Genomic DNA, 12660 nt, shown 5'->3' on the forward strand with positions numbered 1-12660 from the left:
CATTGCCCGCTATTAAAATCATCAATATGAAAAACACAGTCTACTACTTCTTTTTAATAGCATTTCTTATTGCATGTCAAAACAATGTAAAAGAAAACAAGCAAGAGCATGTTAAGCCTAAGATTGAAGACAGGTATCAACCACAAGAATACGTCAAGCTCACTCATCCAGAATGGTCAAGGAATGCCGTAATCTATCAATTAAACACAAGACAGTTTACGGACGAGGGTACCTTTGAATCGGCTCAAAAGCAACTGCCCCGTTTAAAGGAACTAGGAGTGGACATTATTTGGTTGATGCCCATTCATCCCATTGGCGTCAAGAACAGAAAGGGAACTTTAGGCAGTCCGTACTCGGTAAAAGATTATTACGGCGTCAACCCTGAATTTGGCGATTTACAGGACCTAAAAAACTTTGTCGATGATGCCCATAAACAAGGCATGCATGTCATTCTAGATTGGGTTGCCAATCACACGGCTTGGGATAATACTTGGGTGGTAGAGCACCCCGATTGGTACGAGAAAGATTATAAGGGAGATTTTAGACCTACTCCATGGTGGGATTGGGATGATATCATTGACCTCGATTATAACAAACCCGAGGTTAGGAAAAACATGACAAATGCTTTGAAATATTGGGTAAAGGAAGCAGATATTGATGGCTACCGTTGTGATGTGGCTGGCTTTGTACCTGTAGAGTTCTGGAATAACGCCCGTGAGGAGCTCGATGCCATAAAACCCGTTTTTATGCTGGCCGAATGGGAATTTAGAGATTTACATGCCAAAGCCTTCGACATGACCTATGCTTGGAGCTGGAATGAAACTGTCCATAGGATCTGTACAGGAAAGGCAGATGTTAATGGCCTGTATATTTACTATTCTTGGAACGAATGTGCCTTTCCTCAAAATAGTATGCGCATGACCTTTGTAAGTAACCACGACAAGAATGCTTGGGAAGGCACCATGTGGGAGCAATTTGGGAACGGTTTGGAAGCTGCAATTGTACTTTCTGTTGTTGGGGAAGGAATGCCCTTGATATATAACGGACAGGAAGCTGGAAACAAAAAAAGACTGGCATTTTTTGAAAAGGATCCTATTCAATGGCAAGAACATTATATAGGTGATTTATACAAGAAGTTGTTTGCGCTAATGAAAACCAACACGGCTTTATGGCATGCCAAATGGGGCACAACCATGATAAAAGTTCCCAACAATGCAGAAAGTGAAGTTTTTAGTTTTGTTAGGCAAAATGAAAAGGATAAAGTTTTTGCCGTTTTTAATTTTTCAGAGAACAAAAGGACTTTAGAGTTTAAGGAATCTTTGTATTACGGGAACTATAAAGACTTCATTTCAAATGAACCTGTGGAACTCAATAAAAACACAAAAATTGAAATGGCACCATGGGCTTTTAAGGTTTTTGTGAAATAGTACAAAATAATGGCACAGAACACTAAATAGTGTTCTGTGCCTTAAGCTTTGTCGTGCCAATTCGCTTTGCTCGGAATAAGTATCCAAAGAACACAAACCTTTGCAGTGTATCGAGAATTAAGTAATGAATAAAAGAAATATAAAAATTGTGAAGCTGTACATGATTAGTATATTATGTATTGTCTGTTATTTCATTTTGGAGAGGTCCAACATAATTTCTGAACTCATTGAAAAATCAAATAAACTTCGCTATGGTGGATTTGTTACATTTTTTATCACAGGATTATTCAAATACGGCCTATTAGTAATGGGTATAAGTATTGTAATCATTCTTAGTTTTTTGTTAATCAAAGAAAAAATCTCAAAGGACATTTAGACTATTTATGGAAAGTAAACATGCAGCGACAAGATTAAATTAGTTTCCTTTTTTTATTTTTAAAGCAACCCAACGGCCAACCGTTGCATTTCTCTTAAGAAAAGTCAAAAGCCTGAATGAACACAGCAAATTGTAACAAACTGAAACCTTATCGTTGGAGCATTCCTTTTTCCATTAGTCCCATATCCCGTTTGTTTTCTTATTATTGTTTTTGGATGTTTTATGTAACTATAACTATATGAAGGCAGATATAATCAACACGAATTATTTGAAGAAGAGCATAATTTATAAGGCATGGAAAAGCTTACTATTGTTTTATTGCGCATCATTCATTGTTTTTACCGCTTCCAATGGTTTTGAAACACTGAATAGGTATGAGTTTTTAATAACAATTCTATCCAATATATTTATTAGCCTTGCTATCTTCTTTCCCTTAGTCAATATGCTAATATTTTCCAGAATTGGAGAAATAGAAATTGAAAACGACCAACTACACATAAAATTAGAGCATTCAGAAAAAACCATTGACTTACATATCATCCAACAAGTCACATTGGGTAAAGAGGACATTAAATTTTACTATTTAAACATAGATGATTCTGAGTTAATAGTTGAACTAAATAAATCCCAGCATTCGGAACTAAAAAGTGTTCTTAATAAATTCAATATAAAAATTAAACACAGGCATTTTACCAATCGTATATTTGGAGATGCCCCAAACAATTAAAAGGCCAATTCGCAACCAATGGAAAACCTTAATAGATATTCACAAAGTGCCTTTAAATATGGTATTATTGGACTGTTGCTATTAATCAACGTATTCCTTTATTCATCTCTATTTCAAAAAATTCAATATTCACTTGAAAGTAATTTTAAAATTTTTGACGAAATTATTGGTATCTTATCACTAACAACAATTATTATTGGAATTATAGGGTTTATTAAATCAATGAAAGGACTTAAAGAACCTAATACTCCCCAAAAAATCATAGGGTTAATCATCAATTCTGGCATCACTATCGTTTTCATAGCAATGATTATTACAGTCATAGCCAGACTAACAATGTATTTTGATAGCATACAATAACCAACCTATTTCAAAATGCAATAGGCATTACTGTAAATTTTACTCAATGGAAAACCATGGCATCTTCCAAAGTTACTTTCCTTTCCCTATCTTTAAAGTTATCAATTCCACAAAACACTGAAACTAAAATGAACGGCCCTGACAAAGACCTAAAATTTCCCCTTGAAAATTATGATAGACTTTGCTTTTTAAAGAACATTATCAAAAATCCGAATATCATTATAGGCGATTACACCTATTATGACGACTTTGAAAATGTTGACAATTTTGAGAGGAACGTCAAATACCTTTTTGATTTTACAGGCGATAAATTAATAATTGGCAAGTTCTGCATGATTGCTTCTGGGGTATCCTTTATCATGAATGGCGCCAACCATCTCACTAATTCAATTTCATCATATCCCTTTGCCATTTTCGGAAATGGTTGGGAAAAAGCCATGGAAGGAAAAACATATCCCTATAAAGGCGATGTAATCATTGGAAACGATGTTTGGATTGGGCATAACGCCACAATTATGGCGGGTGTTACCATTGGGGACGGCGCTATTATAGGAGCAAATTCCACAGTAGTTAAAGACGTGGCAACTTACGCTATTGTAGGTGGCAATCCTGCCAAAGAAATAAGAAAACGATTTGACGAAAACACCATAAAAAAGCTTTTGGAATTGCAGTGGTGGCATTGGGACATAGAAAAAATCACTCAGAACATTCAAAAATTAACCTCCAATAGCATAGATGAATTATAGATAGCCAACCTTCAAAGGACTTTCAGTCAGTCTAAGGGCAAAGTCCTTATTCTTTTCAGCACATCACAATACTTACAAAAAAATACACAACTAATTAAAAAACAATTATTTACATTTCAAATCGCAATGTTTTTCTTTAGATTTTTCATATTTTTATAGGAACTAAAGTACAAAACATGCCTAACCACAATTACTCCATTGTTCTTTTAGTACTACTCCTTTTTGGCTGCAAACATGAAGCGGAAAAGCCCATCGCACAGGTTGCTCCTATAAGCGTGATACAGCTAAAAACCGAAACGGTACCCATTTACAAGGATTTTGTAGGACAGGTATTTGGTATCAAAGATATTCCCATCCGTGCGCGTGTGGACGGCTTTTTGGAAGGCATACATTTTGAAGAAGGCAATCGGGTGGAAAAAGGAGAACTTCTTTACAGTATCGATTCCCAAGTTTTTGAAGCCGAAGTTGCCAGAGTCAACAGTGCTGTGTCTTCCGCCAAAACACTACTGGCAAAATCAAATAGCGATTATAACAGAATTAAACCTTTGGCCGATTTGAATGCCATTAGTAAAAGTGATTTGGATGGGGCCACGGCAAGAAAAGAAGCCGCAGATGCCGAGCTTAAAGCGGCCCTTGCTTCCCTAGAAATTGCAACCATCAATTTAGGGCACTGTAAAATTTATGCTCCCATAAATGGGGTCATTGGAAAAACGTTGGCTCGAGAAGGCGAATATGTTGGAAAACAACCCAACCCTATCATCTTAAATACGGTTTCGGATATTGACACTATAAGAGTGCAGTTCTTCCTCTCGGAAGCAGAATACCTCACATTTATGAAACGCTTATTGGTAAAAAAAGGCGATACCGATAAAAAATTCAAAACTTTGGCGGACAAGCAAATCTTGGAATTGATTCTTTCCGACAACTCTATTCATTCTCACAAAGGGCACTTGGACTTTATAGACCGTAATATCGACCCTAGTACAGGCTCTATATTGCTTCAAGCCTCATTTCCCAATCCCGATAGACTTATCCGTCCTGGACAATTCACTAAGGTAAGAGCCTTGGTCAACATGCGGGAGAATTCCATTTTAGTTCCTCAAAAGGCCGTCCAGGAAATTCAAGGACAATATATGGTGTTTGTGGTGGGTAATGACGGCATTGTGCAAATACGAAATATCGAAGTGTTTAAAAATTATAAGGATTATTACATTGTTGAAAAAGGACTTGAGCCCGGTGAACAAATTGTGGTTGACGAAGTTCAAAAAGTAAAATCCAAAATGAAAGTTGCCCCCAAATTAGTTCAGTATCAAAGCAAGGTAGAAAACTAATATCCAATTTTATGTCCGATTCAAAGGGTAACTTATTTGTACGTCGGCCCGTATTAGCAATGGTAATTGCCATTATTATTACGCTGGTAGGCGCTATTACCTTAACAGGGCTCCCTGTTGAACAATACCCTAGTCTGAGTCCGCCACAAGTGGTTGTGAGAGCCAAATATCCTGGCGCCAACGCCATAGATATCGAAGAATCGGTAGCAACACCTCTAGAGCAACAAATTAATGGGGTGGACAACATGCTCTATATGCTGTCTACAAACTCCAATGATGGTACTATGGCCATTAGGGTATCGTTTGATGTGGGAACAGATCCAGATATGAATGCGGTTTTGGTTCAAAACAGAGCTGCCGCGGCTACGGCCAGATTACCGGAGTCCGTCAAGCAATTGGGTGTTACCACCAAAAAGGCCATGTCTAATGTTATGATGGTGGTCACACTCGCTTCCGATGGCAGTTTTGACCAAGAATTTCTGGGGAACTATGCGTTGATAAATCTTAGGGACGAACTGTTAAGACTTCCCGGCGTTGGGGATGTTACCGTGTTTGGCTCAGATTATTCCATGCGGATTTGGGTGAAACCAGACAGGCTTTCCCAATTGGGAGTTACAGTCCCGGAAATTGTCAAAGCTATTAATGAACAAAATGTCTTGGTACCAGGAGGCCAATTGGGGGCAGAACCTGCGCCTCTAGGCACCGAATTCACCTATACCGTTAGAATGCCCTCCCGCTTTAATTCCGAAGAAGAATTTGGAAATATCATTGTTCGCGAAAAACCCGATGGCTCCGAAATAAAAATAAAGGACATTGCAGAGGTTGAACTCGGCATTGAAAAATACAACGCCTTTACACGACTGAACAAAGAAGTCTGTACCGTGATTGCCATATACCAAGCGCCAGGATCCAACGCTTTGGAAGTTGCCAATGGCATAAAGGAAGCCATGGCATTTATGAGCACACGATTTCCCGAAGGCATCTCCTACGATATTTCATTGGATACCACCTTGGCCATTACTGCCGGAATTGATGACATTATTGAAACCTTAATCATTGCCTTAATCTTGGTAATATTTGTGGTGTTTTTATTCCTTCAAGACTGGCGAGCCACCCTCATACCTTGTCTTGCGATTCCTGTGTCGCTTATAGGCGCTTTTATATTCTTTCCAATGCTTGGGTTTACCATTAATGTTCTATCGCTGTTGGGCTTAGTCTTGGCCATTGGTATCGTGGTAGATGACGCCATTATTGTGGTGGAAGCGGTACAAGTGAACATTGAAAGGGGCATGCAACCCAAAGCAGCCACTATCGATGCCATGAAAAAGGTTACAGGTCCCGTGATTGCAACCACTTTAATATTGGTAGCTATTTTTATTCCTGTGGCGGGTATGTCCGGTATCACAGGAAAACTCTACCAACAGTTTGCCATTACCATTGCTTTGTCTGTGCTTGTATCCTCTGTAAACGCCTTAACTCTATCACCTGCCCTCTGTAGTTTACTCTTAAAAGAACCCAAGCCTTATAAAGGCGTTTTAGGCAAAATATTTGGAGGGTTCAATAAGTTTATGAAAAAATCTACCGGTGGCTATATGTCCGTGACCAATGTGGTTACAGGTAAGATCAAAAGAGGATTGATATTTATAGGGATTTTAATTGTGGGCATGGGAGTCTTATCAAAAGTGGTTCCTATGGGCTTTATCCCTGAAGAAGACATGGGCTACTTTTTTGTGAATATTCAGTTGCCACCAGCCGCATCCATCCAACGGACTAACGACATCACCAGACAAGTAGAAGATTTGTTAGTAGCCAAAGAAGACGTGCAATATGTTACCAATGTAACAGGCTACAGTTTGCTGTCTACTTCTTTTCTAAACAATTCTGCGGTGATGTTCGTGAAACTAAAAGATTGGGATGAACGGAGTATTACTGCCAAAGCGTTTGTTGAAAACATCAATCAAGAGCTCCTAAAAATACCGGGCAGTATCAATTTGGCCTTTGGTCCTCCTCCTATTCCCGGTTTGGGCAAGGGATCAGGATTCAGCATTATGATACAGGACCGAGGAGGCAACACTCCAAAATATCTAGCCGAACAAGCCAATATATTTACGCAAAAAGCTATGGAACGCCCTGAAATAGGAAGAGCCTTCACCCCTTTCAATGCTTCGGTACCCCAACGTTTATTAGAAGTCAATAAAGAAAAAGCGCTTAAACTAGGTATCCCTTTAAATGACATCTACGCTACCGTTGGCGCCTATATGGGAGGTACTTACGTTAATGATTTCAACAGATTTGGAAGGCTTTACAAAACCTATATACAGGCCAAACCTGAGTACCGTCAGGATGAATCGGGGTTGAATAGTTTCTTTCTTAAAAACAGGAACGGAGATATGGTTCCTATGTCGACCTTCATTGACATGGAACATATTTCAGGACCAGATTACACCAATCGCTTCAACCTGTTTAGGTCTATTGAGGTCTCTGGAGCAGCGGCCGCTGGCTATAGTACCACGCAAGCTTTGGACGCTCTAGAGGAAGTAGCTGCAGAAGTATTACCCAGCGATGTAGGCTATGCCTGGAACGGACTTTCCTATCAAGAGAAAAAGGCTTCTGGAGGTTTGCTGCCCATATTGGGACTTTCCATGATTTTCGTCTTTCTAATTCTGGCTGCGCAATACGAAAGTTGGTCCCTACCCATTAGTGTTTTGGCAGGAACTCCCTTTGCCATTTTTGGAGCATTTCTGGGATTGTACATTGCTAGGTTCCTATCCCCTTCTTTTGAAAACAATGTGTTTGCTCAAGTGTCCTTCGTCATGCTTATTGGTATGGCGGCCAAAAATGCGATTCTTATTGTTGAGTTTGCTACGGAAGAATTCCACAACGGAAAAAGCTTGTATGATGCGGCCATAATGGCAGCCAAAGAACGTTTTAGACCCATTCTTATGACGGCCTTTGCCTTTATTTTCGGGATATTCCCTTTGGTCATTGCCACGGGATCTGGAGCTGAAGCACGAAAAGTAATGGGAATGACCTTATTGGGAGGCATGGTTGTAGCCACCTTCGTTGGTGTTTTTCTATATCCCATGTTATTTGTATTTGTAGGCAAACTATTTGGTTATGAGAAAAAACGCTTGAAAGAGGCGACTTCGGAATCTATAGAAAATAAAGAGGAATGACACACAAACTCATAAAATATAGCCTCTTTGTTACGCTGGTTTTAGCCATTTACTCCTGTGCCGTCGGACCTAATTTTACACCTCCAAAAGTTAACGAACCTGTTGATTTCAGGTTTAATGTTCAACAGGATACGGTTATCAATCTAAATTGGTGGGAACTTTTTAAAGACCCTGTCCTAGACTCCTTGATTACAGCCGCCTTGGAAAATAACAGAGATGTATTAATTGCCAGTAGCAGGATAGAACAGGCACGAGCCGTACTAGGCGTTAGTAAAGCCGATTTTGGACCGGCCATAGGCTATTCAGGGAACCTAACACCTACCAATTACCCTCAATACGTCACGGTTGATGAGGTAACAGGCAACTATTCTTTTCAAACATTCCTGAACTGGGAAATTGATGTATGGGGCCGTATTAGACGTAGCAATGAATCTGCTCGGGCAAATTTGTTGTCTCTGGCCTATGCAAAAAGAGCCACGCAACTAAGTTTGATCAGTGAGGTAGCCTCCGGCTATTATGATTTGTTGGATTACCGTACCCGATTGGTCATTGCCCAAAATACCTTTAAGGTTAGGGATAGCGCCTTGACCATTATTAAATTGCGCTACGAAAAGGGCATTATCCCTCTATTGGATGTCAATCAAGCTGAAGTTCAGAGTGCCACTGCAGAAGTGGCCATTCCTCTCTATCAGCGACAAATTGCCCGTACAGAGCACCGATTAAAATTACTTTTAGGGAATTATCCCGGCCCAGTACCCAGCCCCGCCACACTCATAGAAAAAAAACTGCCCGATTCCCTACCTGCAGGACTCCCTTCCGACTTGCTATTGCGGCGTCCAGATATCATAGCCTCCCAATATGACTATTGGTCGCAACATGCCAAAATAGGAGTCGCCGAAGCCCTACGCTTTCCTACGATAAGTTTGACAGGCGTTTTAGGTTATGGAAGTCCAGAGTTGTCCAATATCATTTCCAATGGGTTGGGATGGGGCTTACAGGGTAGTCTTGTAGGGCCTCTTTTTGAATGGGGCAAAAACAAGAGGAGAGTTGATATTGAAAGAGAAGGTGCTAAGCAGGCTTTATTCGCTTATGAAAATACGGTATTGAATGCCTTTAGGGAAGTAGATGATGCCTTGATTACTGTCCAAACACTTAAGGAGGAACTAAAAATAAAAGAGTTCCGATACAAAGCTGCTGAAAGTGCCAGCTATCTTTCTAGCTTAAGATATGACAAAGGAGTCACAAGTTATTTGGAAGTTATAGAAAATCAACGGCAAACCTTTGCAGCCAAACTGGAATATTCACAAACCTATAAAGAGGTATTTTTGGCATACATAACACTTTACAAAGCTTTAGGAGGCGGTTGGATTAGTGAAAGTGAACGCGAAGCATATGCAAAGGCCTATGAAGAGCAACTAAATTTAGAAGACAATAGCGTTAGAAGGGACACCCTTATCTATAAAGGACAACTAACCGATTTAAAAACACCTAACAAAAAGTAATATTGAAGCAATATCATTTACAATTGTTTCTGTAGGGATGATCTGTTTTAATAGGCCTTCCTCCCCTTTAATTGTAATACAAAATCCAATTGGGATAGTCGATATGATGGGAAAAAGACTTGTTTAAAAATGAAAATTCTTCTGCTATTGGTTTCTTTCTTCTTACCAACATATACGTATTGCCATTGGCACACATTGGCGCCAAACGAAAGACATCATTTTCATTTTTTAAATCCACTAAACCATTTTTCCACTCCTCGCTGTGTTGGAATTGCAAATCCCTTTCGGAAGTATTATGATCGTAATGAAGTGTAATAGTTTTAAGATTGGAATAAAAGGGTGCCGAAGACAACAAATAATCATAAACCAAAATGGTATCCTTATCATTCCTGCTTTGATCCAATTCATTTATTTTCGCTAACATGGGCTTGACACTATTGGACAAATGCGGATTTTGCATCAACACTACTTGAGCCATGGCGAGTGTAGAAATGATAAATACCATAAACTGCAATACCAATTTCGTTTGAGGCGCGTTTCTAAAAACATAAGCTACTATACTTGCCAGTAGTATCACTAACAACACCAATGCCCATAATGTTCCAGAAGACACAATGAAATTAGGTTTGAGCCAACTTAGCAGAATTGGTACTAACGCCACAAGTAAGGTAATACCTAAAACCACATTCATCAAAACCTTTACGTTTAGTTTAGAAATCCTTGTGAGTTGATGCCCTATCAGTAGTGCCAACATCCAGAACATGGGCAATAGATACATCAGCAACTTAGTTTTAAAAAGTGAAAAAATCACAAAAACCAGAACCGAGGCCATCAATAGCGCTTTGTCACTAGTTTGAATTTCAAATTCCTTCAAAACTTTTTTATTTCTAAAGATCAGTATTAAAACCCATGGCAACAACAAGCCCAATACAACAGGAATATAGAACCAAAAAGGCTTGCCTCTATTGAATGAATCCGAACTGATGCGATGTGCCAATTGGTCTACCACAAAATAATCCAAAAGTTTCGAATCCTCGAGTATCAAATATACAAACCACCCTGAAGCTAATATTAGAAATAAAAGGAACCCTAAAACATGATTCCAAGTCAATTTCAATCCCACTTTCTGGGAATAGCGAAACAAGACTACAAAGCTGACAATAAAAATTAGAGATACTGGTCCTTTAGTAACTATAGAAGTCGCCATAGCAATAAAAAAAACATATAAATAAAGGGGATTTCCCGTTTTAAAATGCTTCAACCAAAAGAAAACCGAAGCCATAATAAAAGTTGTTAGGTAGGCATCGGTGGTTAAATTTCTACTGGAAATAAGCACAATGGGAAAGGCCAGATAGGTCAATGCACTTAGAGCACCTACCCGTTTATCATTATACAATAGCTTCCCTAAAAGAAAGACCAAAACTACTTGGCAAATGACTGCTATTTGCAGAAAAAAACGGCTTCCAAATTCATTGACGCCAAACAGTTTATAGCCTGCTACCGTAATCCAATAGGTCATTGGCGGTTTATGGTAGTGGTAAATCCCCAACAATTGCGGATGCAAAAAATCGCCGGTAACCAGCATTTCGCGGCTTATTTCGGCATAACGGGCTTCACTGGTTTCGGCCAAGGGATATTTGCTGGAAGTTAACAGCAAAACAAATAGAAGCACTGCCAAGCTTCCCAATAAAAATTTAGTGTTTACGATATCTATGGATCGTGTAAACTTTTTGATGGTGTCCATTAAAATGATAATTGAAACCAAAGAAGATTGTTGTGAGGTATTTTAGTCAGTAAAATTTCAATTCCTAAAAAGTGATTGTCTTCACAGTCAAAATTCACACCAACCTTTGTGGTATTGGTCGTTTATTCTCTGTTCAAATAACGTAGTTGTTGTGAGAGAAATTACCAAAATGATGTCCAGACTAATTATATTGGACCTATTGGACGTTTTGCTGAAGGGAGTTTTTGTATTCCGAAGGGGTTATTCCTTTAATTTTCTTGAATGTAGCATTGAAGGTCGATTTCGAATTAAATCCCACCTCATTAGCAATGCCCAAGAGTGTTAGATGAGCATACTGGTCGTCTTGAAGCCTTTTTATGAACTCCTCAACACGGTATTCATTTATAAAATCCAGAAAACTTTTCTCCAAATGAAGATTGAGTACTTCTGAAATATATTGACGAGGAATCTGGAGTTCTTCAGACAGCTTATGAATAGACAATTTAGGATCTGTGTAAAGTTTATCCTTCTCCATAGCATGTATCAGGGCTGTTTTATGCTGTTCTATAAGTTTGTCATTAAGATTGGAGGTTTTGTATTTTTTCTGCTTTTCGGTGGGCAACAACTCTTTTGGAGAAGTGATAAAATAAAACGTAATGACATAAAACAAAAAAGCCATGACAATGAGCAAATAACTACTAAAATCAGAATTATTTAAATTGAATATTGGTGCCTTTCCCAAGGGCATTAAAAATTCATTGATGTATTTCAAACTTAAAATAAGCACGATTGGAATGGCCGTATACAGAATCCAATAGTTGCTTTTATTCTTAAAAAGGTCGTATAGGATATAAACCAAATAGCTTAAAAAAGAGAGTTCTACAACAAACTCCGCTACTTCCAAAAACACATGCCCTTCAAGACCTAGCTTTTCTATTATTTCTATGGCGAAATACAACATGTTAGGAATAAAAAAGAGCAGGTCTCTCCTATCGAACACTTCCTTTCCCGACTTATAATACCTAAAAAACAGAAATAAAAATGTGATAAAAAGTGAAGCATCAAACAGGAACCAGTTGGCCTGTTCCTGAAAGAGATTATTGTCGTCATCACCTATGATAAACAGTAGTACAGAAGCAATGCTCAAACTGAACAACCAAAACGTAATTCTTCTATATTTTGCTTTATTTTTAAAAAGTACAAAGAGTAAAAATACTCCTTGGAGCAAGGTAATAATTTGGATGGTTGTTAACATTAACTGCTTTTTATATTAAAGATAGCCTTTTATTCCA

The 12660-nt window shown here is 38.6% G+C and carries 9 protein-coding genes; 7 read left to right on the forward strand and 2 right to left on the reverse strand.

Annotated features, from left to right (window positions below; translation table 11 throughout):
* Nucleotides 1-26: 26 nt before the first annotated feature.
* From AC6I5C_RS12495 to AC6I5C_RS12525, 7 genes are all read left to right on the forward strand, one after another.
* Nucleotides 27-1427 carry an alpha-amylase family glycosyl hydrolase gene (locus AC6I5C_RS12495; protein WP_497905436.1) on the forward strand — a complete coding sequence of 467 codons (1401 nt, stop codon included), beginning with the start codon at nt 27-29 and terminating at the stop codon, nt 1425-1427.
* 614 nt (nt 1428-2041) lie between these two features.
* Nucleotides 2042-2530 (forward strand): hypothetical protein, encoded by a 489-nt coding sequence (locus AC6I5C_RS12500; RefSeq protein ID WP_497905437.1) that lies wholly within the window; start codon nt 2042-2044, stop codon nt 2528-2530.
* Nucleotides 2531-2548: 18 nt separating this feature from the next.
* The gene (locus tag AC6I5C_RS12505; protein WP_497905438.1) at nt 2549-2890 is read left to right on the forward strand and encodes a hypothetical protein; all 342 of its coding nucleotides are present in this window, start codon (nt 2549-2551) and stop codon (nt 2888-2890) included.
* A 128-nt stretch (nt 2891-3018) separates the two neighbouring features.
* The gene (locus AC6I5C_RS12510) at nt 3019-3636 is read left to right on the forward strand and encodes a CatB-related O-acetyltransferase (protein ID WP_497905598.1); all 618 of its coding nucleotides are present in this window, start codon (nt 3019-3021) and stop codon (nt 3634-3636) included.
* Between the two features lie 176 nt (nt 3637-3812).
* Nucleotides 3813-4967: an efflux RND transporter periplasmic adaptor subunit gene (locus AC6I5C_RS12515; RefSeq protein WP_497905439.1), complete on the forward strand. Its 1155-nt coding sequence runs from the start codon at nt 3813-3815 to the stop codon at nt 4965-4967.
* 11 nt (nt 4968-4978) lie between these two features.
* The gene (locus tag AC6I5C_RS12520) at nt 4979-8143 is read left to right on the forward strand and encodes an efflux RND transporter permease subunit (protein WP_497905440.1); all 3165 of its coding nucleotides are present in this window, start codon (nt 4979-4981) and stop codon (nt 8141-8143) included.
* Nucleotides 8140-9645: an efflux transporter outer membrane subunit gene (locus AC6I5C_RS12525; protein ID WP_497905441.1), complete on the forward strand. Its 1506-nt coding sequence runs from the start codon at nt 8140-8142 to the stop codon at nt 9643-9645. The genes AC6I5C_RS12520 and AC6I5C_RS12525 overlap by 4 nt, the downstream gene beginning before the upstream one ends.
* A 67-nt stretch (nt 9646-9712) precedes the next feature.
* Here the strand turns inward: AC6I5C_RS12525 and AC6I5C_RS12530 are convergent, their stop codons facing one another.
* The gene (locus AC6I5C_RS12530; protein ID WP_497905442.1) at nt 9713-11389 is read right to left on the reverse strand and encodes an ArnT family glycosyltransferase; all 1677 of its coding nucleotides are present in this window, start codon (nt 11387-11389) and stop codon (nt 9713-9715) included.
* A gap of 196 nt (nt 11390-11585) precedes the next feature.
* The gene (locus AC6I5C_RS12535; protein ID WP_497905443.1) at nt 11586-12623 is read right to left on the reverse strand and encodes a helix-turn-helix domain-containing protein; all 1038 of its coding nucleotides are present in this window, start codon (nt 12621-12623) and stop codon (nt 11586-11588) included.
* Nucleotides 12624-12660 lie beyond the last annotated feature (37 nt).

The sequence above is a fragment of the Mangrovimonas sp. sgz306409 genome, from assembly GCF_059735265.1.

Coding starts and splice junctions, on each gene's coding strand:
- AC6I5C_RS12495 (WP_497905436.1), top strand. CDS start 27: ATGAAAAACACAGTCTACTACTTCTTTTTAATAGCATTTCTTATTGCA.
- AC6I5C_RS12500 (WP_497905437.1), top strand. CDS start 2,042: ATGAAGGCAGATATAATCAACACGAATTATTTGAAGAAGAGCATAATT.
- AC6I5C_RS12505 (WP_497905438.1), top strand. CDS start 2,549: ATGGAAAACCTTAATAGATATTCACAAAGTGCCTTTAAATATGGTATT.
- AC6I5C_RS12510 (WP_497905598.1), top strand. CDS start 3,019: ATGAACGGCCCTGACAAAGACCTAAAATTTCCCCTTGAAAATTATGAT.
- AC6I5C_RS12515 (WP_497905439.1), top strand. CDS start 3,813: ATGCCTAACCACAATTACTCCATTGTTCTTTTAGTACTACTCCTTTTT.
- AC6I5C_RS12520 (WP_497905440.1), top strand. CDS start 4,979: ATGTCCGATTCAAAGGGTAACTTATTTGTACGTCGGCCCGTATTAGCA.
- AC6I5C_RS12525 (WP_497905441.1), top strand. CDS start 8,140: ATGACACACAAACTCATAAAATATAGCCTCTTTGTTACGCTGGTTTTA.
- AC6I5C_RS12530 (WP_497905442.1), bottom strand. CDS start 11,389: ATGGACACCATCAAAAAGTTTACACGATCCATAGATATCGTAAACACT.
- AC6I5C_RS12535 (WP_497905443.1), bottom strand. CDS start 12,623: ATGTTAACAACCATCCAAATTATTACCTTGCTCCAAGGAGTATTTTTA.